Genomic DNA, 20,346 nt, shown 5'->3' on the forward strand with positions numbered 1-20,346 from the left:
CTTTCGTCGACCGCGACAACCGGACGGTCCGGCATGAAGGGCTGAGCCGCCATCGTTGCAACCACCGAGGAAAGTTGCGGCCCTTTTTCAGGATGTCGCGCGCTTGATCCCTCACGTGGTGCTCACTGCCTTCTCAGGGCAAGTCCGACTTTCTCAGGGCGCGTCTGGGCATGCCGTGGCGGCGAGTGCGGCCGATGAATTCCTGACAGAAACGCTCTTGTAAATACGGGCGAACACTTGTACCCGAAATCCGACAAAACTACTCGAAAATGAGACGCCTTCGATGCCGAACACTTCAACGCTTACACTTGCGGTCGCCGCGCTGGCCTCTTTGACGGCTGCGGCTCAGGCTCAGACGGCCTATCCTCTGACACTTGAAAACTGTGGCCAAACCGTCACCTTCAGTCAGGCACCGCAGAATGCCGTGGCCTTGGGGCAGAACAGCGCCGAGATCATGCTGCTTCTGGGGCTGGAAGACAGGATGGCGGCCAGCGCCTTCTGGCCAAATTCGGTTCTGCCCGAGCTGGCCGAAGCCAATGCCGAGGTCGAGGTGCTGACCGTCGAATTCCCGACACTGGAAGCCGTGCTCTCGCGCCAGCCCGATTTCGTCGCGGCGATGCTGACGACGCTGATGGGACCGGACAGCACCGTCGCCAACCGGTCGGATTTAGAAGAACTGGGCATTCCGACCTATCTGTCGCCAAGCGCCTGCTCCACCACGCTCGATGCTGGCGATGCCTATGGATCGCGCGGTGACTTGTGGAGCATGGACCTGCTCTACAAGGAGATCGAGGACCTGTCGCGCATCTTTGACGTGACCGACCGTGGCGAGGCGCTGATCGAGGATTTCCGGGCGCGTGAGGCAACCTTGCGCGCGCAATTCTCCCAGACCGAGGGTCTGACCTTCCTCTTCTGGTTCTCAAGCCCCTCGCCGGCCGATGACGCCTATCTGGGCGGCGGCAACGGCCCTTCGGGTTATATCGCGGATCTGCTCGGCGGCTCGAACGCCATCCGGACCGAGGCGGACTGGCCCGCCGTCGGCTGGGAGGGCATCATGGCCGCCAACCCGACGGTGATCGTGGCGGCGCAGGTCGACCGCAACCGCTGGGATCTGGACACGGCCGAGACCAAGATCGAGTTTCTGACCTCGGATCCCACTGTCAGCCAGATGGACGCAGTCCGCAACGGCCGGATCGTGGTGATGAGCGGGGCGGCGATGAACCCCAGCATCCGCACGCTTTACGGGGCCGAGCAGGTGGCCGAGCAGCTGCAAGCACGCGATCAGCAGTGATGTCTTCCGATACGTCCGAGGACGGGGCCGCGCGCCTCGTCCTTTTCCTTTGCCTGTCGCTCTTGACCCTGATCCTCGCCGTCGCCGCCGCGACGGCGATCGGCGATTACAACATCGCGCTGCGCACGGTCTTCTTGTCGGTCACCAACGAACTGGGCCTGACCCACGCCGAAATCGCCCCCATCGAACAGAGCGTCATCTGGAACCTGCGCCTGAGCCGGGCGCTGGTGGCGGCGCTTGCGGGGGCTGGCCTCGCGCTCTGCGGGGCGATCCTGCAGGCGCTCTTGCGCAATGCGCTGGCCGAACCCTTCGTGCTGGGCGTCTCGGCCGGGGCCTCGACCGGGGCGGTCTGCGTGATCGTGCTGGGGATCGGCGCGGGCAGCCTGTCCCTGTCGCTGGGCGCCTTCGCCGGGGCTTTCGCCGCCTTCGCGCTGGTGGCGCTTTTGTCGAACGGCGCGACCAGCGGGCCAAACCACACCATTCTCGCCGGTGTCGCCGCTTCGCAGCTCTTCAACGCGCTGACCTCGTATATCGTCACCACATCGGGCAATGCGCAGCAGGCGCGGGATGTGATGTTCTGGCTTCTGGGCAGCTTTGGCGGCGTGCGGTGGCCGGATTTCCAGCTTCTGCTGGGCGTGGTGATCGTCAGCCTCGCGATCTGCATCCTGATGGCAAGGTCGCTCGACGCCTTCACCTTCGGCGACGAGGACGCCGCAGCTCTCGGCGTGCCGGTGGTGCGCATCCGGCTGGTGCTGTTCGGCGTGACCGCCCTTCTGACCGCGACCATTGTCAGCATGGTCGGCGCCATCGGCTTCGTCGGTCTCGTGGTGCCGCATGCCGCGCGCTACGTCGCCGGGCCCATGCATATGCGGCTTTTGCCAGCCAGCGCCATGGTCGGCGCGGTCTTCATGGTGATCGCCGATATCGTCTCGCGCGTGATCGCCGCGCAGCAGACGGTGCCCATCGGGGTGGTCACGGCGCTGGTCGGCGTGCCCTTCTTTGCCATCATCCTCTACCGGGCGAGGCCGCAGGCATGAGCGTCATCGCGGAAAACCTGAGCTGGGGCGTGAAGCGCCGCATGATCGTGCAGGATGTTTCGCTCAGCGTCGCGCCGGGCGAGACGCTGGGCCTGATCGGCCCGAACGGATCGGGCAAATCCTCGTTGCTGCGGCTTCTGGCCGGGCTGCGCCGCCCCGCCTCGGGCCGTGTCGAGATCAACGGCCAGAACATCGCGCAGGTATCGCGCAAGGCTCTGTCGCGACAGGTCGCCTTTGTCCAGCAGAGCGCCGCGACCGACACGAATGTCACGGTGGCCGATGTGGTGCGGCTGGGCCGGACGCCGCACCGCTCGGCGCTCGCAGGCTGGTCCGAGGCCGACGAGGCCGCGGTAACGCAGGCGCTTGGCCGCGTTGAAATGGCGACACGCCGAAAGCAGGCGTGGCAAACACTCTCGGGTGGCGAGCGGCAGCGGGTTCATATCGCCCGGGCGCTGGCTCAGGCACCGCAGGTCATGTTCCTCGACGAGCCGACCAACCACCTCGACATCCATCACCAGATCGAGATCCTGCGCATGGTGCGCGAGCTTGATCTGACCAGCGTCATTGCGCTGCACGATCTGAACCTTGCCGCCATGTTCTGCGACCGGATGGTGGTGCTCGAGGCCGGGGCCGTCCGCGCCTGCGGCACGCCCGAAGAGGTGTTGACCCAAAAGATCCTGCGCGACGTGTTCCGCGTCACCGCCCATGTCAGCGGATCGCCAGAGACCGGCCGCCCCCATATCCGGTTCAGCCCGGAATGAGGCGCGCAGGATCGAAGGCGGCTCCAGCCGTCGCCACGCAGGCATCATTGGAGGTGAACGAAGCGCTCGGCATCACCTTGCGCATCCTGTCGACGCTGGCCTTTGCGCTGATGGGGGTCTGCGTCAAGGCGCTCGGCGACACGGTGCCCTTGGGGCAGTTGGTGTTCTTCCGGTCGGCTGTCGCGCTGCTGCCGTTGGTGGTGTTCCTGTGGTGGCGTGGCGACTGGCCGCGGGGGCTTGTGACCTCGCGGCCCTTTGGTCATATCGGGCGCTGCCTGATGGGCGCGGTGGCCATGTTCACGTCTTTCGCGACGATCCGCCTGTTGCCGCTCGCCGAAGCGACCATGCTGTCCTACCTGTCACCGGTCATGCTCGCGGTGCTGGGCTGGGTTCTTCTCAGCGAGCAACTGAACGCGCGGCGCCTCGGTGGCGTGGCGCTCGGCCTCGCCGGCGCGGCCGCCTTCTTCCTGCCAGCTTCGGCTGGCGTGTTGCCGGATTCGGCCGGGCTGGGTGTGGCGTTGGGCCTTTTGACGGCTGTCCTGACGGCAGGCGCGCTGATTCAGGTGCGCCGGCTGACGCTGCTGGGTGAAGGCGCCGGAGCCATCGCGTTCTGGTTTGCCACCGTGTCCGCCCTTTGCGGCCTCGCCACCCTTCCGTGGGGATGGGTCTGGCCAGGTGCCGCAGGCATGGCTCTGTTGATCGCAACCGGCCTCGCGGGCGGGCTCGCCCATATTCTGATGACGCTGTCCTTCAGCCACGCCGAGGCCTCGGCTCTGGCTCCGTTCGAATACCTGTCGGTTCTCTGGGCCGTTGCGCTCGGGTTCGTCGTTTTCGCCGAAGTGCCCGGTTTGGCCTTTCTTCTGGCGGGGCCTCTGATCCTTGTCGGCGCTTTCGTCGCGCGGTCCGGCAGGCCACGTTAGGCGCCTACCGACGGTCCTTCGGGCAATGCGGACCGTAGCAATCGCGCGGCAGCGGTGTGATCGCGACGAAGCTCGACGCCTCCGGGATTGCGCGATGACAGGGAAGCAGGTCAGGGCTGCTCTCGGCGCAAGCCACGCAGCGGCCATCAAGGGCCTGAAGGCCGCTGCATGAAGTCAGTCGAACGCTGCGCGTCCGACTGAACGCTCCCGAGCACCCTCAAGGAACGCAGTTCCGCCGCCTGACAGCGCCAAGCAGCCCAAGCAAAGGAGACGCGCGGCACCTTGCGGGTGACGGATCGATGCCAGGTATCTTTTTGTGATCTCAGGGAAATATGGTGCTGTGAGAGAGGATTGAACTCTCGACCTCTCCCTTACCAAGGGAGTGCTCTACCACTGAGCTACCACAGCATCTTGTTTTCCAGTCAGTAACCTCAGAGATGAACCCAAGGCAAGAGCGATCTGGAAGAACCACTCTCTTTTCAGTCTGTTAGCGAAGCTTGTTTCCGGATCTCGAGCAGTGCTCTGGCACCCGGTTCTTGCAACGTCGCCACGGGCGGCTGATTAGACGCAAAGCGCGCGCCGCGCAAGCCCATCTGGACGGTTTTTTCATCACAGGGTAAGACAAGCGTCATGACCAAGCAAACCGACACCGATCCCTTGCACCCTGCACCGCCTGCGGACGCAGCGCGCAAGGTGCAATCGGTCAAAGGCACCAAGGGCGATCCGACCAAGGAAGCCCGGGTCAAGGCCGCGCTCAAGGCCAATATCGCAAGGCGCAAGGCACAGTCCCGCGCCCGCAACGAAGGTGAGACAGACGTATGAGCGACGCGACATTCGAAGATGGGGCGCAAAAGCCCCTGCGCCTGATTGCGCGCGACAGCGCCGATCTGCGCATCCTCTCGGCCCTGGCACAGGACGCCGTCCTGACCGGCAGCGATCTGCGCTATGCCAAGAACCGGCGGCGATTCTCGCTGCTGCTCAACCGCTTTCGCTGGGAAGACGAATCACAGGCACGCGCTGCCGGGCGCCAGTTCGAGCGGGTGCGCGCGGTGCTCGACTTTGGCGATGTGACAGCGGTCTCGCATCAGGGCCTGTCGCGCGAGGAGGACACGGTGCTGTCCCTGCTCTCGATCGACTACACCCCCGACGCCGAGACGGCTGAGGGCGACCCCGCCGGTCCCGGCCGCGTCGTGCTGACTTTCGCGGGCGACGGCGCGCTGGCGCTGACGGTCGAGTGCCTTGAGGTCGAGCTGAGCGACGTCACGCGGCCCTATGCCGCCCCCTCGCGGCAGGCCCCCAGGCACCCCGACTGAACCACAGCGCGGGGCGACGCTGCGCCCGCTTGCCCCGCGCGGCGTGATCCCCTATCCCGACCGGGACGCAGGAGACCCGCCATGCCCCAGATCCTTAGCAGCACCGACGCCGATTTCGAGGCCCGCTTCACCGCCCTTCTGGGCATGAAGCGCGAAGACAGCCCGGATGTGGACGCCACCGTGGCGGCCATCATCGCCGATGTCCGCACACGCGGCGATGCGGCGGTGATCGAGCTGACGGCGACATTCGACAAGCTGGAGCTGACGCCCGAAACCCTGGCCTTCACCCAAGCCGAGATCGACGCCTATTGCGCTCAGGTCACGCCAAAGGACCGTACAGCACTTGAACTCGCCGCTGATCGCATCCGCGCCTATCACGACCGCCAGAAGCCCGACGATGCGCGCTGGACTGATGATACCGGCGCGGAACTGGGCTGGCGCTGGTCGGCGGTCTCGGCGGCCGGGCTTTATGTGCCCGGCGGGCAGGCCAGCTATCCGTCCTCGGTGTTGATGAATGCGATCCCGGCCAAGGTGGCGGGGGTTGAACGCCTCGCCATCGCCTGCCCCACCCCGGGCGGCGCGGTGAACCCGCTGGTAATACTGGCCGCAAAGATCTCAGGGGTCGATGTGATCTACCGCATCGGCGGCGCGCAGGCGATTGCGGCGCTGGCGTACGGCACCGACAGCATCGCGCCGGTCGACAAGATCACCGGGCCGGGGAACGCCTATGTGGCAGCGGCCAAACGGCGGGTCTTCGGGCGCGTCGGCATCGACATGATCGCCGGACCCAGCGAGATTCTGGTGATCGGCGATGGCACGTGCGACCCCGACTGGATCGCGCTGGACCTGCTCAGCCAGGCCGAGCACGATCAGGTCGCGCAATCGATCCTGATCACCACCTCGCAGGCCGAGGCCGACGCGGTGATCGCCGCCGTTGACGCGCATCTGCAGGTGCTCGAACGGCGCGAGATCGCCGGCGCCAGCTGGCGCGACTATGGCGCTGTGGTGGTGGTCGAGACGCTGGCGCAGGCCGCAGCGCTCTCCAACCGTGTTGCGCCCGAACACCTGGAACTTTGCGTCGACGATCCCGACGCGCTCTTGCCCGCACTCCGCCACGCGGGCGCGATCTTCCTCGGCCACTGGACGCCCGAGGCCATCGGTGACTATGTCGGCGGCCCCAACCACGTCCTGCCCACCGCCCGCTCGGCGCGGTTTTCGTCAGGGCTGTCGGTGCTCGACTTCATGAAACGCACCACATTGGCCCGCATGACCCCCGACGCCCTGCGCGCCATCGGTCCGGCAGCCGAAACGCTGGCGATCAGCGAAAGCCTGCAAGCGCATGGCCTGAGCGTGCGCGCGCGCCTGAACAAGCTGAACGACTGACACCGACCGCCGGGAAGGCTGGACCCCCGGGAGGGTTTTCCACCCTCCCGGACCCTCCCGGAGGATATTTTCAGACAGAAAATGGGGCGTGGTTAACAAAACCCTAACGCCCAACTTTATGCTCTAAATATCCTCGGGGGGTGAATTCGGCTTTAGCCGAAGAGGGGGGCAGAAGGCCCCCCTGCCTTCAGGTCTGCCCAAACAGACGTTCCAGCACTTTCAGCCCTGCATCCACAGTTGCGCGTTCTTCGGCGCTTAGCGGGGCCAACATGGCCTCGGTCGCGGCCTCCATTTCCGGGCGGATGTGGTTGAAGGCGCGTTTGCCTTTCAGCGTCAACGCCGCATGCGACACCCGCCGGTCCAGCGGATCGGTGCTGCGCGTGACCCAGCCGCGCTGCTCCAGCGCTGCCAGTGCGCGACTGACCTTGGTCTTGTGCGCGGGCACGCGTTCACACAGCGCGCTGGCGGTGAGCGAGGGGGCCTCGGCCAGATTGACCAGCACGCGCCATTCCGGTCGGGTCAGATCATGGCGGCGGCGATAGATTTCGCGGGTCTTTTCCGAGGTCAATTCAGCCAGAAGATTCAGCCTGTAAGGCAAATATCCCTTCAAAAACATAGAACTGACCTTGCCCGTTGATAGTTACATTTTCAACCAATATCCTGCCCAAAGATGATTCGCATAGACAAGAAACAAAGAGAGAGACACCCATGAGCAAGGCCTTTGCCTCTGCCGGCGACATGGCGGAAAAAGCGATTTCCTTCACGCAAGTGGGTGAGGGCCTCTATGCCTTCACCGCCGAGGGCGATCCCAATTCAGGTGTCATCATCGGCGACGAGTCGGTGATGGTGATCGAAGCGCAGGCCACGCCCCGCCTCGCACGCAAGGTGGTGGAGTGCATCCGCTCGGTCACCGACAAGCCGATCAGCCACCTCGTGCTGACCCACTACCACGCCGTCCGCGTGCTGGGGGCCTCAGCCTACGGCGCGCCCGAGATCATCATGTCCGACACCGCCCGCGCGATGGTCGTCGAGCGGGGGCAGGAAGACTGGGACAGCGAATTCGGCCGCTTCCCGCGCCTGTTTCAGGGCTACGAGGAAATCCCCGGCCTGACCTGGCCCACCACCACCTTCAGCGACACGATGACCGTCTATCTGGGCAACCGGAAGGTCGAGATCTTCACCCCCGGCCGCGCCCACACGGCGGGCGATGCCGTCGTCTGGGTGCCCGACGCGGGCGTGATGTTCACCGGTGATATCGTCGAATACCACTCGGCCTGCTACTGCGGCGACGGGCATTTCGCCGACTGGGGCAAGACGCTGGACGCCATCGCCGCCTATGATCCGATCGCCATCGCGCCGGGCCGGGGCGATGCGCTGGTGGGCCGTGAGATGGTCGCCAGTGCGCTGGCCAACACCCGCGATTTCGTCGAGAGCACCTACCGCCCGGTGCAGCGCGTGGCAGCGCGCGGCGGCTCGCTGAAAGAGGCCTGGGACGCGGTGCGCGCCGAATGCGACCCCAAGTTCAAGGATTACGCGATCTACGAGCACTGCCTGCCCTTCAACGTCGGCCGCGCCTATGACGAAGCCCGCGGCATCGACACCCCCCGCATCTGGACCGCCGAGCGCGATCAGCAGATGTGGGAAGATCTGCAGGGGTAACGCCATGCGCGACCCGTTCCTGACCATGGCGCTGAACAATGCCTGGGCGAATGCGACGCTCTATGGCGCCATCGCCGGGCTGACGGATGCCGATTTCGCAGCGCCGCGGCCGGGGTTCTTTCCCTCGCTCAAAGCGACGCTGAACCACATCTGGAAGGTCGATCTCTACTATATCGACGCGCTGGAAGAGGGCGAGCTGGGGCCGTCGGTGTTCTATGACACGCCGGACCATACATCGGTGGCACCGCTGGCCGCCGCGCAAGCCGAGGCCGACATGCGGCTGGCCAGCTTTTGCCAGTCGCTGACCCTGGCGCTGCTGGATGCACCGCGCGTGACACAGCGCCCCAGCGGTCCGGTGACCGAACGTGTCGGCCCTGTGCTGCTGCATCTCTTTCAGCACCAGATCCACCACCGGGGTCAGGCGCATACGATGATTGGCGACGCAGGCATTGCGCCGCCGCAACTGGATGATTTCCATCTCGACTATGGCCGCGTGCCCAGCGCGCAGGCTTATTTCGGCTAAGCCCGGAGGACCCCCGATGACCGCCCCGCAAAAAATCTTCGAGATCCCGCTCTACCCCTATGTTCGCAGTGCCGATCAGGACGCCGCGACCCCGGCGCGCCATTCGGTCGTGGTGATCGGGGCCGGGCCGGTGGGCCTGGGTGTCGCGCTCGATCTGGCGCAGCAAGGGGTAGAGGTGCTGGTGCTCGACGACAATGACAAGGTCAGTTTCGGCAGCCGCGCGATCTGCTTCGCCAAGCGCCCGCTCGAGATCCTGGACCGGCTGGGCTGTGGTCGCCCGCTGGTCGACAAGGGCGTGGTCTGGAACCTCGGCAAGGTGTTCTTCGACGACCGTCAGGTGTACGAATTCAACCTGCTGCCCGAGGATGGCCACCGTTTCCCGGCCTTTATCAATCTGCAACAGTACTATTTCGAGGAAGCGCTGGTCAAACGCGCGACCGAGATGCAGGCTGAGGGTGCCCCCGTCACCCTGCGCGGGCGCAATCGTCTGACATCGGTGGACCAGAAGGCCGACCATGTCGTCCTGACCATCGACACGCCTGAAGGCCCGTACACGATCACCGCCGACTGGCTGATCGCCTGCGACGGCGCAGGCTCGCCGGTGCGGCAGATGCTGGGGCTCGATTTCGTCGGCAAGGTGTTCGAGGACAACTTCCTGATCGCCGATGTGGTCATGGACGCCCCCTTCCCCACCGAACGCTGGTTCTGGTTCGACCCGCCCTTCAACCGGGGCCAGTCGGCGCTGCTGCACAAACAGCCCGACAACGTCTGGCGCATCGATTTCCAGCTTGGCTGGGACATCGACCGCGAGAAGGAACTGCGGCCAGAGAACATCGACACCCGCCTGCGCGCCATGCTGGGTGACGAGATCCAGTATTCGCTGGAGTGGTCCTCGATCTACACCTTCCAGTGCCGCCGGATGGAGCGCTTCGTGCACGACCGGGTGATCTTTGCCGGGGATTCGGCGCATCAGGTTTCGCCCTTTGGCGCACGGGGGGCAAACTCGGGGCTGCAGGATACCGACAATCTGGCGTGGAAGCTGAAGATGGTGCTGGACGGCACCGCGGATGAACGCCTGCTGGACAGCTATGACATCGAACGGGTGCACGGGGCCAAGGAGAATATCCTCAACTCGACCCGCTCGACCGACTTCATCACGCCGAAATCCGAAACCAGCCGGTTGTTCCGCGATGCCGTTCTGGATCTGGCCGAGACGCAGGATTTTGCCCGGCCCTTCGTCAACTCGGGCCGGCTGTCGGTGCCCTGCACCTATGACGGCTCGCCGCTGAACACGCCGGATGCGCTGCCGCAGGGACCGGCCCGGTCGCGCCCCGGCTCACCTTGTCTGGACCTGCCGCTGGGCGACGGGTTCCTGCTTGACCGGCTTGGGGCCCGAGGCGCGCCGGGCTTCCAGATCCTGGCGATTGATGCCGAAGCGCCGACGGGTTTCACCGCGCAGGGCCTGCCCTGCGAGATCATCGCGCTGAGCACCCAGACCGCCCCCGGCCTGACCGCCCGCTATCTGGGTGAGGCCAAATCGGCGATCTACCTGATCCGCCCAGACCAGCATGTCGCCGCCCGGTGGGAGACCTGGGACGCAACCGCCGTGGAAACGGCGCTGAGCCGCGCCCTTGGCAAGGAGGCCTGAGCCATGACCATCCTGAACACGACCCGCAACACGCCGCGCGCCGATGACGTCTACCAGATGCTGATTGACGCGCATGAGGGCAAGACCAAGGCCGAAAGCGATGCTTTCAACGCCCGGCTGATCCTGACGCTGATCAACCACATCGGCGACGCCGAGGTGATCGCCCAAGCCCTGAAGGTCGCGGAAGGGTGAGGCAGGCGGCGGCGGGCATTGAGCCCCCCGCCGCCTGCGCGGGTTGCCACCCGCACCCGCTCGGGAGGATTTTCCATCCTCCCGAACCCTCCTGGAGGATATTTTCAGACAGAAAATGGGCACGGTAAGCTTTTGTTAAGACACCGTCTTTGCTCGGAGAATATCCTCGGGACGTGACTTCAACGGTGCCGAACGGGGGCAGAAAGCCCCCGTGCCCCGTCGCAACCGCGAGGAAAGGTCAGAGCGCGTACTGCGCCAGCGCCTCGTAGGCCGGAAGTGCCGCCTCGGCCAATCGGGCATATTCCGGCGGCAGATCGGGCAGCGGCCCCTCGGCAGCGTCGAAGCCGGTGGAGTCGTGCACCGCCTGATACCAATGCGCGGCCCAGACGCCGTCATAGGGCTTGCTGCCCTTGGACCAGTAGAGCATCCGCTCGGTCCAGGGGATCTGAAGCGCCGCGCACAGCGCGATCAGCTTTTCGCGCGGCGCCGCGCGCAAGGCGGTGGAATCGAGCACCGGGGGGATCTCGCCCGTCGTCTGGACCAGCCGCTCGAACAGCGCGCGCTGCTGGGTGAAACCCAGATCCTCGAGCACCGGTGCTTCGCGTTTACGCACGTACGAGGCAACCACCCGCGACGGGTGCCTGATCAGGAACGCGTGCCGGCACCGCGACATCCAGTCCAGTGGAATGCCGGGGACCATGTGATGCGTCATATGCTTTTGATACCAGATCGGCGCAGCATCCGGGGCATCCCCGGTGAGCACGACCTTTTCCGGGTCTTGCGGCTGGCTGGCCAGAATCTGTTCGCGCATCGGGTGCTCAAGCCCGGTGAGGGCGAGATAGGCGGCATAGAACGGCTCATCGCTGACAGCACAATCGCCGCGCGCCGCAAAGGCATACATCATCGCTGTCGACAGGTTGCGCGGCCCCGACCACATGGCGATCCGCACGGTCATCGGAAGGACTTTCGACTCGACAGCATGCGGCGCTCCTGACGCTGGGATCCGTGCAAAATGCCTGTTCGCCGTTCGCACCGCAAGAGCGACCCATCGGCGCCGCTCCCGCCCCCTGAGCCGCGTCCTCTAGCGCTGCTTTTCCGCCGCTTTCGCGGCATCCCAGAGCAGATCCATTTCCGCCAGATCGCTGTCCCTGGGGCTGCGCCCTTGCGCGGCAAGCGCGGCCTCGATCGACCGGAACCGGCGGGTGAATTTGGCATTCGCAGCCCTGAGTGCCGCTTCGGGGTCGATATCCAGATGCCGAGCCAGATTGGCCATGACAAAGAGCAGATCGCCGTATTCCTCGAACTGGTCTTCGGGCGCAGCCTCGGTCAGTTCGCGCGCCTCTTCGGCGATCTTGTCGACCACCTGCCCGACCTCGGGCCAGTCAAACCCCACCCGTGCCGCGCGGTTCTGCAGCTTGATCGCCCGGGTCAGCCCGGCATGCCCCACCGGCACGTCATCGAGCACCCCGGTTTGCGCCTTGGCTGCACGCTCGCGCATCTTGCGCGCTTCCCAGGCCTCGGTCTGCGCCTCGGCCGAGTCGATCTGTTCGTCGCCAAACACATGCGGATGGCGGGCGATCATCTTGTCGGCGATGCCCCGCAGCACGTCATCGAGGGTGAAATATCCAGCCTCTTGAGCCATTTGCGCGTGGTAGACCGACTGGAAAAGCAGATCGCCCAACTCGCCCTTCAGGCCCTCCCAGTCCTGCCGCTCGATCGCATCGGCGACTTCATAGGCCTCTTCGATGGTATAGGGCGCGATCGAGGCGAAATCCTGTTCCAGATCCCACGGGCAGCCGCCCACCGGCGCGCGCAGCCGCGCCATGATATGCGCCAGACGCGGCAAGCCGCCGTCGGGGTCAGTCAGAAGTGAGTCGTTCCCAGCAGAATCGTCGGCCATTGCGCCCACCCGGTTAATTGCCGATGGTCGGTGTATCCCAAAGCCCGGCCCCGGAGTCCACCATGCCCGTCCTCAACCGCATCGCCGATTACGCCCCGCAGATGACCGAATGGCGCCGGTATCTGCACCAACACCCCGAAACACGCTTTGACTGCGAAGCGACGGCGGGTTTCATCGCCCAGCGCCTGCGCGACTTCGGCATCACCGAGATCCATGAGGGCATCGCTCAATCCGGCATCGTGGCGATCATCGAGGGGCAAGGCGACGGGCCGACCATTGGCCTGCGCGCTGATATCGACGCGCTGCCCATCACCGAAGAAACGGGGCTGCCCCATGCTTCGACCGTGCCGGGCAAAATGCACGCCTGCGGGCATGACGGGCACACCACCATGCTGCTAGGCGCGGCGCGGTATCTGGCGGAGACTCGCAATTTCGCCGGGCGCGTGGCGCTGATCTTCCAGCCAGCCGAGGAATGGGGCGGCGGGGCCGAGGTGATGGTGAAAGAGGGCATCATGGAGCGATTCGCCATCGCGCAGGTCTACGCGCTGCACAACGCACCGGGCGTGGCGCTGGGGCGGTTCGAGGGCCGGGCGGGGCCGCTGATGGCGGCAGTGGATACGCTGACGGTCACGGTCACCGGGCGCGGCGGGCATGGTGCGCATCCCGAGGAAACCGTCGATCCGGTCGCCGCCATCGTGCAGATGGTGAATGCGCTGCAAACCATCGTCAGCCGCAACCGCAAGGGCACCGACGCGCTGGTGATCAGCGTCACGCAGATCCACACCGGCAGCGCGGATAACATCATTCCCGAATCCGGCTGGTTCTGTGCCACGGTGCGGACCTATGACAAGGCCGTACAGGACATGGTCGAACGCCGCTGCAGTGAGATTGTGCAGGGCGTGGCGGCGGCGATGGGCGTGACCGCAGAGATCACCTTCGAACGCGGCTATCCGGCTACCGTCAACCATGAGCGCGAGTTCAACACTGCGCTTTCGGTCGCAGCCGAGATCGGTTCGGAAGCGGGCGACTGCGAACCGGTCATGGGCGCTGAGGATTTCTCGTTCATGCTGGAAAGCCGCCCCGGCGCGTATCTGTTCCTCGGACAAGGCGACAGCGCCGGGCTGCACCATCCGAAATACGACTTCAACGACGCCGTCGCCCCGGTCGGTGCCAGCTTCTTCGCCCGGCTGGTCGAGCGCATGCAGCCCCGGCTCTAGCTGTTGGGGGGCTGCCGCCCCCCAAACCCCCTGCCCAAAGGGGACGCACGCGCCCCCTTTGGAAACCCCCGTGGATATTTTCGGACAGATGATGGAGCGTGGTTAACGAAGTCTTTTCATCTGTCCTTAAATATCCTGGGGGGTGAATTGGCCGTCAGGCCAAGAGGGGGCAAGGCCCCCTGCCCGGTCGCCCGAGGGCGCGGCGGCGCAAGCCGTCTCGGCCAAGGGCGAAACGCCTTGTCATCCCATCAGGCGCGCCGTCGCCCGGCGGGCGTTTATCGCCAAAGCCTCACTGTCGAGCGTCAGTAAATGGCCGTCCCGCACGACCTGTCGCCCCTCCACCAGAAGGTGCCTCACCCGGTGCGGGCCACAGAGAACCAGTGCAGCCACCGGATCCCACGCGCCCGCCGCCTGCAGGGCGCGCAGATCCCAGACCGCCAGATCGGCGCGTTTGCCGGGTTCGAGCGAGCCGAGCACATCCGCCCGGCCCAGCACGGTTGCACCCCCCAGCGTGGCGATCTCCAGCGCCTCGCGGGCGCTCATCGCATCGGCACCAAGCGAAACCCGTTGCATCAGCATCGCCTGCCGCGCCTCGCCGATCAGATCGCCTGCGTCGTTCGAGGCCGAGCCGTCCACCCCCAGCCCCACGCGCACCCCTGCGTCGCGCAGGCGCCGCACCGGCGCGATGCCCGAGCCGAGGCGGCAGTTCGAGCAGGGGCAATGCGCCACCCCGGTCAGGCTGTGCGCAAACAGCTGGATCTCGCTTTCATCCAGCTTGACGCAGTGTGCGTGCCAGACATCGGGACCGGTCCAGCCCAGATCCTCGGCGTATTGGCCCGGGCGGCAGCCGAACTGGGACAAGGAATAGGCGATGTCCTCGTCATTCTCGGCCAGATGCGTGTGCAACATCACCCCCTTGTCGCGCGCCAGCAGGGCCGCGTCGCGCATCAGTTCCCGCGATACCGAGAAGGGCGAGCAGGGCGCCAGCCCCACACGGGTCATAGCGTTCGGCGCGATGTCGTGGAAGGCATCGACGACACGGATGCTGTCTTCTAGGATCGCGCGTTCGTCCTCGACCACTGAATCCGGTGGCAGCCCCCCTTGGACTCGCCAATCGACATCGCGCCGCGCGTGGCGTGAAACCGCAACCCGGTCTCGCGTGCCGCGTGGATCGTGTCATCGAGCCGCGACCCGTTGGGGAAGAGGTAGAGGTGATCCGACGACATCGTGCAGCCGCTCAGTGCCAGTTCGGCGAGGCCCAGCTGGGTGGAAACATGCATATCCTCGGGCGTGTAGCGCGCCCAGATCGGGTAGAGCGTTTTCAGCCAGCCAAACAGCAGCGCGTCCTGCCCGCCCGGCACGGCGCGGGTCAGCGTCTGGTACAAATGGTGGTGGGTGTTCACCAGACCGGGCGTCACCACGCAGCCGGCGGCGTCGATCAGCTCGGCCCCCGGAGCCGTCAGGCCGGTGCCCACGGCGGCAATCGCGCCGTCCTCGATCAGGACCGACGCGCCCGCCAGTTCGCGGCGCGTGGCGTCCATGGTGACGACAACGTCGGCATTGCGGATCAGGGTCTGGGTCATGCTGTGCTCCTGAAAACGGCGCGGGCCCGAAGGCCCGCGCGAAGGTCAACGCCGGTGGCCGGTCACCCCGCCCGAGATTTCCTCGGTCGCGGTGGCACCCGGCGGGGTGGGCAGCAGCAGGTTCAGCGTCACCGCGATGGCGGCGGCGGGCAGCAGGCCCGAGGTCAGCAGGATCTGCAGCGTGCGCGGCAGGTGTTGCAGCGCCGAGGGTTCCAGCTGCAGGCCAAGGCTGACCGACAGGGCGACGGCGAAGATCACCATGTTGCGGCGGTTCCAGTCGACATCGGCCAGCATCGAGATACCCGAGGCGCAGACCATGCCGAACATGACGATCACGCCGCCGCCCAGCACGTTGATCGGCACGGTGTTGATGAAGGCACCGACCTTGGGCACCAGCCCGCACAGGATCAAAAACAGCGCGCCGAAGGTCACGACATGGCGGCTCATCACGCCGGTGATGGCGATCAATCCCACGTTTTGACTGAACGACGTGTTCGGCAACCCGCCGAACATCCCGCCGACCGCCGTGCCCAGACCATCAGCGAAGGTCGCGCCCTTGATCTCGGCATCGGTGGCCTCACGCCCCGCGCCGCCCTTGGTGATGCCCGAGGTATCGCCGACCGTCTCGATGGCCGAGACCACGGCCATGAAGCACATGCCCAGCACGATCGCCCAGTCAAAGCTGAAGCCGAAATGGAAGGGCGTGGGCACCATGAACCACTCGGCGCGGTCGAGCGACACGAAGCTGACCTGCCCCATCGCCAGCGCGACCAGATAGCCGCAGAGGATGCCGATCAGCACCGAGGCGACCGAGGCAAAGCCATCGGTGAAAAACTTGATGCCCAAGGTCACGAAAACGACGACCAGCGCCGGGGTCCATTTGGCGAGCGAGCCGAAGGCCTCGGTTCCCATCAGGGGCACCCCACCGGCGGCATACTGGATCCCGACCTTGACCAGCGACAGGCCGATCATCAGCACGATCAGCCCGGTGACCAGCGGCGGCAGGGCGAAGCGGATCTTTCCGATGACGAAGCCTAGGCAGAAGTGAAAGATCCCGCCGATCAGCACGCCCGTCATCAGACCCGACAGACCGGCAGTGCCCAGACCAGCCACGGCAGGGATCATGATCGGGATGAACGCGAACGAGGTGCCCTGCACGATGGGCAGACGCGCACCGACCGGGCCGAAGCCGATGGTCTGAAACAGCGTGGCGATACCGGCGAAGAGCATCGACATCTGGATCATGTAAGTCATGTCAGGAAAGCCGAGCGCCCCCTGATCCGAGCCGAACCCGATACCGGCAGCCCCGCAGACAATGATCGCCGGGGTGACGTTGGCGACGAACATGGCGAGCACATGCTGGATGCCCAGCGGCACCGCCATGCCCAGCGGCGGCGTGTAGTCGGGGTCTGCCAGTTGTTCTGGCGTTCCAATCGCAGACTTGGCCAATCGTGTTCCTTCCCTGGGGGGTTTGTTCGTTTTTTATGCGCCGTCTCCGCGTCCACCCCCACGGCAGCGGTCCGGTCAGCGGTCCGGGTTGACCCGGATCCTTGTGAGTGCGGCCCCTCTCGGGGGCCGGGCTCAGAGGTCGATGACGGTGTAAGGTGCGTCGAACCAGTGTTCCTGCAGGTTGGCCGTGGTGCCGATCCGGTCGACCACGGCGAACAGGCCGGGTGCCGCGAGCGGGGTCAGCACCCCGTGCCAGGTGCCCCGGTACAGGTTGATCGCCTGCGCGCCGTCGGTGACGAAAGCCAGCGGGGTGCCGGGCACGCCGCCCGCATCGGGGGCGACGATGACCAGAAACGGGTGCTGGTGCATCGGGATGAAGGCTTGCGAGCCTTCGGGGTGACGCTCGACCATGTCCAGCCGGTAGGGCAGCGCGCGGGGTTCGGCGTTGAACAGCGAGATCCCGGCCCGGCCCTGCGGCCCGAAATCGAGCGTTGCGCGGTCGTGGTGGCGACCGCACAGGCCCTGATTGATGATCTTGTCCGGTGCGCCCGTCACGTCGAGCACGTCGCCGAAAGGGGCGAAGGCGGCGGCGGTTAGGGGGTGGGTGGGGATTTGGCGCGTCATGTCGGGCGTCTCGCGGGTGGCGAGGCCGGGGGTTTCCCACCCCCGGACCCCCGTGGGATATTTAGGGACAGATGATCGAGGGGGCGGCGCACCTTACCGACCGGCCCAGGGGCCGCGCAGGCGGGGGTGGCGGTTGACGTCCTTGTAGAGCAGGTAGCGGAACGGGCCGGGGCCGCCTGCATAACAGGCTTGCGGGCAGAAGGCGCGCAGCCAGAGGAAATCGCCCGCCTCGACCTCGACCCAGTCGCGGTTGAGTTTGTAGACCGCCTTGCCCTCGAGCACGTAGATGCCGTGCTCCATGACATGCGTTTCCTCAAACGGGATCACGCCGCCGGGCTGGAAGGTGACAAGGTTGACGTGCATGTCGTGACGCAGATCCTGCGGCTCGACGAAGCGGGTCGTGGCCCAGTCGCCCTTGGTGCCGGGCATGGCGGCGGGGGAGTGGTGCTGTTCGTTGGTGATGATGGCGTCGGGCACAGCGAGGCCCGGCGCGGGTTCATAGAGCTTGCGCACCCAGACGACGGTTGCGTCCATGCGCTGCGGGTTGCGCAGGCGCCAGTTCGCGCCGGGGGGCAGATAGACGTAGCCGCCGGGGGCGAGCGCGTGCTCGCGCCCGTCGAGGGTCAGGACCGGGCGGCCATCGGTGACGAAGAGCACCGATTCAACGCCGTCGTCCGGTTCGGGCGCATCCGAGCCGCCCTCGGGGTCGATCCGCAGGACGTATTGCGAGAAGGTTTCGGCAAAGCCCGACAGCGGGCGGGCCAGTACCCAGACATGGGTCTTGTCCCAGCCGGGCAGGTAGCTGGTGACGATGTCACGCTGCACGCCGCGCGGGATGACCGCGTAGGATTCGGTAAACACGGCGCGGCCGGTGTGCAGCGCGGTTTGCGGCGGCAGGCCGTCGGCGGGCAGGCCATAGGTGCTCATGGAAGGAGGTCTTTCAGGCGGATCTGCGCGATACGCTCGACCTGACGGCAGGCCGTGGCGAATTCGGTGGCAGTGTCGTTGGCGATACGGGTGTGGAAAGCGTCGGTGATGCTGGCCTTGGTGTTGTCGCGCACGGCGATGATGAAGGGGAAGCCGTGCTTGGCGACATAGGCGGCGTTGAGGCGCTGGAACTCGGCGCGTTCCTCATCGGTCAGCGCATCGAGGCCCGCTGACGACTGCTCGTGCGTCGATTCCGCCGTGAGCCGTTTGGCCTGCGCCAGCTTGCCCGCCAGATCGGGGTGGGCGTTGAGGACGCCAAGGCGTTCCGCCGCGCTGGCGCTGCGGAACATCCGCGCGAGCGCGTTGTGCAGGCCAAGGGCCGTGTCATGCGCCGGGCCAAGTTCGAGCTGGTACGCCCGTTCGGCGATCCACGGCGAATGCTCGAAGATCGAGCCATAGGCGGCGACAAACGTGTCGCGGTCCATCTGGCTGGGGCGCGCGTAGCGCTGGTGCGGGTGGTTGGCCGCCCAGAACTCGGCAATCTGGCTGCGGGTCGCAAACCAGGCACCGCCCTGCTGCGCCACATGATCGAGGAAGCGCAACAGCCCCGCCAGCTTGCCCGGACGCCCGATCAGGCGACAGTGCAGGCCGATCGAGAACATGCGCCCCCCTCGGCATGCAGCGTGTCGAAGCTGTCGATCAGGTACTGGCCGAAATCCTGCCCCGTCACCCAGCCCGGCGACGTGGCGAAGCGCATGTCGTTGGCTTCCAGCGTGTAGGGGATGACCAGTTGGTCGCGTTCGCCTGCCTCAAGCCAGTAGGGCAGATCGTCGTCATAGGTGTCGGAAATCCAGTCCAGCGTTCCCGTCTCGGCGGTCAGCCGCACGGTGTTCACGCTGCAACGCCCGGTGTACCAGCCGCGCGGCGGGGTGCCGACGACTTCGGTATGCAGGCGGATCGCCTCGGCGATCTGGGCGCGTTCCTCGGCCTCGGGCATGTCTTTATGCTCGACCCATTTCAGCCCGTGGCTGGCGATATCCCAACCGGCGTCGATCATCGCCGCGACCTGCTCGGGCGAACGGGCCAGCGCCGAGGCGACGCCGTAAATGGTCAGCGGCAACCCGCGCTCGGTGAACAGCTTGTGCAGCCGCCAGAACCCGGCGCGGGCGCCGTAGTCATAGATCGATTCCATGTTCCAGTGCCGCTGACCAGGCCAGGGCGCAGCCCCGGCGATGTCGGACAGAAAGGCCTCGGACTGGCCATCGCCATGCAGGACGTTGTTTTCGCCGCCCTCTTCGTAGTTCAGCACCAAAGAGATCGCGACGCGCGCGCCACCGGGCCAGACGACCTGAGGGGCGCGCGGGCCATAGCCGATCATGTTGCGGGGGTAGCGGGTAGCGTCGGTCACGGGAGCGATCCTTCAAAGGCAGTCTTATTGTCAAGGTAGACGAAAAAATCGGCAGGTTTATCAATTTCTGCCTGAAAGACCTTTGCGCTTGCAGCATACTGGTCTTTGCGCGCCGCACAGGCAAAATAGGCAAGACTTTGAACAGGAGAGCGTCATGGCCGGATATCTGACCACGCATGTTTTGGACACAGCGCGCGGGGTGCCGGCAGAGGGCATCAAGATCGCCCTTTACCGCGTCAGCGGCAATTCGCACCGCAAGATCGCCGAGACGGTCACCAATGCGGACGGGCGCACGGACAGTCCGATCCTGCCGGACGAGGCGTTCAAGACCGGCACCTATGAGCTGGTGTTCTTTGTCGGGGACTACCTGACCGCGACGGATCAGGCGGGCGACGCACCGCTGTTTCTGGACCAGATACCGATCCGCTTTGGCATGAGCGACGCGCAGGCCCACTACCATGTGCCCCTGCTGCTGTCGGCCTACGGGTATTCCACCTATCGCGGCAGCTGA

19 protein-coding genes, 1 tRNA gene and 2 pseudogenes are annotated in these 20,346 nt (G+C 65.8%); 13 read left to right on the forward strand and 9 right to left on the reverse strand.

The features are described from left to right. Positions 1-283: 283 nt before the first annotated feature. The 4 genes from OKW52_RS20720 to OKW52_RS20735 are packed head-to-tail and all read left to right on the forward strand — an operon-like array spanning position 284 to position 4,009. Positions 284-1,291 carry an ABC transporter substrate-binding protein gene (locus tag OKW52_RS20720; protein ID WP_264507390.1) on the forward strand — a complete coding sequence of 336 codons (1,008 nt, stop codon included), beginning with the start codon at positions 284-286 and terminating at the stop codon, positions 1,289-1,291. Then, positions 1,291-2,328 (forward strand): FecCD family ABC transporter permease, encoded by a 1,038-nt coding sequence (locus OKW52_RS20725; protein ID WP_264507391.1) that lies wholly within the window; start codon positions 1,291-1,293, stop codon positions 2,326-2,328. The genes OKW52_RS20720 and OKW52_RS20725 overlap by 1 nt, the downstream gene beginning before the upstream one ends. Next, complete coding sequence (locus OKW52_RS20730; RefSeq protein WP_264507392.1) at positions 2,325-3,089, forward strand: ABC transporter ATP-binding protein; 765 nt, start codon at positions 2,325-2,327, stop codon at positions 3,087-3,089. The genes OKW52_RS20725 and OKW52_RS20730 overlap by 4 nt, the downstream gene beginning before the upstream one ends. Before the next feature lie 53 nt (positions 3,090-3,142). Beyond that, positions 3,143-4,009, forward strand: coding sequence for a DMT family transporter (locus OKW52_RS20735; RefSeq protein ID WP_264507393.1), 867 nt, complete (start codon positions 3,143-3,145; stop codon positions 4,007-4,009). A gap of 333 nt (positions 4,010-4,342) precedes the next feature. On the opposite strand, the gene OKW52_RS20740 is transcribed toward OKW52_RS20735, so the two are convergent. Continuing rightward, positions 4,343-4,417 (reverse strand) — tRNA-Thr (locus OKW52_RS20740). A gap of 222 nt (positions 4,418-4,639) precedes the next feature. Here OKW52_RS20740 and OKW52_RS20745 point away from each other — a divergent pair. The 3 genes from OKW52_RS20745 (at position 4,640) to hisD (ending at position 6,705) form a co-directional block, all read left to right on the forward strand. After that, positions 4,640-4,831, forward strand: coding sequence for a hypothetical protein (locus OKW52_RS20745; protein WP_264507758.1), 192 nt, complete (start codon positions 4,640-4,642; stop codon positions 4,829-4,831). Then, positions 4,828-5,322: a DUF2948 family protein gene (locus tag OKW52_RS20750; protein WP_264507394.1), complete on the forward strand. Its 495-nt coding sequence runs from the start codon at positions 4,828-4,830 to the stop codon at positions 5,320-5,322. Before OKW52_RS20745 ends, OKW52_RS20750 begins: the two co-directional genes overlap by 4 nt. A gap of 81 nt (positions 5,323-5,403) precedes the next feature. Next, positions 5,404-6,705 (forward strand): histidinol dehydrogenase, encoded by a 1,302-nt coding sequence (hisD, locus tag OKW52_RS20755; protein WP_264507395.1) that lies wholly within the window; start codon positions 5,404-5,406, stop codon positions 6,703-6,705. 187 nt (positions 6,706-6,892) lie between these two features. On the opposite strand, the gene OKW52_RS20760 is transcribed toward hisD, so the two are convergent. Beyond that, complete coding sequence (locus tag OKW52_RS20760; protein WP_264507396.1) at positions 6,893-7,321, reverse strand: MarR family winged helix-turn-helix transcriptional regulator; 429 nt, start codon at positions 7,319-7,321, stop codon at positions 6,893-6,895. A gap of 92 nt (positions 7,322-7,413) precedes the next feature. Between OKW52_RS20760 and OKW52_RS20765 the strand changes: the two genes are divergently transcribed. The 4 genes from OKW52_RS20765 to OKW52_RS20780 are packed head-to-tail and all read left to right on the forward strand — an operon-like array spanning position 7,414 to position 10,727. Next, a complete protein-coding gene (locus OKW52_RS20765) occupies positions 7,414-8,364 on the forward strand; it encodes an MBL fold metallo-hydrolase (RefSeq protein WP_264507397.1) in 951 nt (316 codons plus the stop codon). Between the two features lie 4 nt (positions 8,365-8,368). Continuing rightward, a complete protein-coding gene (locus tag OKW52_RS20770) occupies positions 8,369-8,887 on the forward strand; it encodes a DinB family protein (RefSeq protein WP_264507398.1) in 519 nt (172 codons plus the stop codon). A 16-nt stretch (positions 8,888-8,903) separates the two neighbouring features. After that, entirely contained in the window at positions 8,904-10,535 is a 1,632-nt protein-coding gene (locus tag OKW52_RS20775) for an FAD-dependent oxidoreductase (protein WP_264507399.1), read from the forward strand. A gap of 3 nt (positions 10,536-10,538) precedes the next feature. Further along, positions 10,539-10,727, forward strand: coding sequence for a DUF2783 domain-containing protein (locus OKW52_RS20780; RefSeq protein WP_264507400.1), 189 nt, complete (start codon positions 10,539-10,541; stop codon positions 10,725-10,727). Positions 10,728-10,965: 238 nt separating this feature from the next. Here the strand turns inward: OKW52_RS20780 and OKW52_RS20785 are convergent, their stop codons facing one another. Next, a complete protein-coding gene (locus tag OKW52_RS20785) occupies positions 10,966-11,676 on the reverse strand; it encodes a sulfotransferase-like domain-containing protein (protein ID WP_455430312.1) in 711 nt (236 codons plus the stop codon). A gap of 132 nt (positions 11,677-11,808) precedes the next feature. Continuing rightward, positions 11,809-12,627: a nucleoside triphosphate pyrophosphohydrolase gene (gene mazG, locus OKW52_RS20790; protein WP_264507402.1), complete on the reverse strand. Its 819-nt coding sequence runs from the start codon at positions 12,625-12,627 to the stop codon at positions 11,809-11,811. Positions 12,628-12,689: 62 nt separating this feature from the next. Here mazG and OKW52_RS20795 point away from each other — a divergent pair, with 62 nt between their 5' ends. Continuing rightward, positions 12,690-13,844: a M20 aminoacylase family protein gene (locus OKW52_RS20795; RefSeq protein WP_264507403.1), complete on the forward strand. Its 1,155-nt coding sequence runs from the start codon at positions 12,690-12,692 to the stop codon at positions 13,842-13,844. Between the two features lie 240 nt (positions 13,845-14,084). Here OKW52_RS20795 and OKW52_RS20800 read toward each other — a convergent pair. From OKW52_RS20800 to puuE, 5 genes and pseudogenes are all read right to left on the reverse strand, one after another. Beyond that, a pseudogene (locus OKW52_RS20800) lies at positions 14,085-15,427 on the reverse strand (8-oxoguanine deaminase). Positions 15,428-15,472: 45 nt separating this feature from the next. Next, positions 15,473-16,876 (reverse strand): uracil-xanthine permease family protein, encoded by a 1,404-nt coding sequence (locus OKW52_RS20805; RefSeq protein WP_264507404.1) that lies wholly within the window; start codon positions 16,874-16,876, stop codon positions 15,473-15,475. Positions 16,877-17,008: 132 nt separating this feature from the next. Continuing rightward, complete coding sequence (locus OKW52_RS20810) at positions 17,009-17,500, reverse strand: ureidoglycolate lyase (RefSeq protein ID WP_264507405.1); 492 nt, start codon at positions 17,498-17,500, stop codon at positions 17,009-17,011. Between the two features lie 93 nt (positions 17,501-17,593). Then, positions 17,594-18,427, reverse strand: a complete 834-nt coding sequence (locus OKW52_RS20815; protein WP_264507406.1) for a bifunctional allantoicase/(S)-ureidoglycine aminohydrolase — start codon at positions 18,425-18,427, stop codon at positions 17,594-17,596. Next, positions 18,424-19,805: pseudogene (puuE, locus tag OKW52_RS20820) on the reverse strand (allantoinase PuuE). The gene OKW52_RS20815 and the pseudogene puuE overlap by 4 nt, the downstream one beginning before the upstream one ends. A 184-nt stretch (positions 19,806-19,989) precedes the next feature. Between puuE and uraH the strand changes: the two are divergent. Continuing rightward, positions 19,990-20,346 (forward strand): hydroxyisourate hydrolase, encoded by a 357-nt coding sequence (gene uraH / locus OKW52_RS20825; protein ID WP_264507407.1) that lies wholly within the window; start codon positions 19,990-19,992, stop codon positions 20,344-20,346.

The sequence above is a fragment of the Pararhodobacter zhoushanensis genome, assembly GCF_025949695.1.
GTDB lineage: Bacteria > Pseudomonadota > Alphaproteobacteria > Rhodobacterales > Rhodobacteraceae > Pararhodobacter > Pararhodobacter zhoushanensis_A.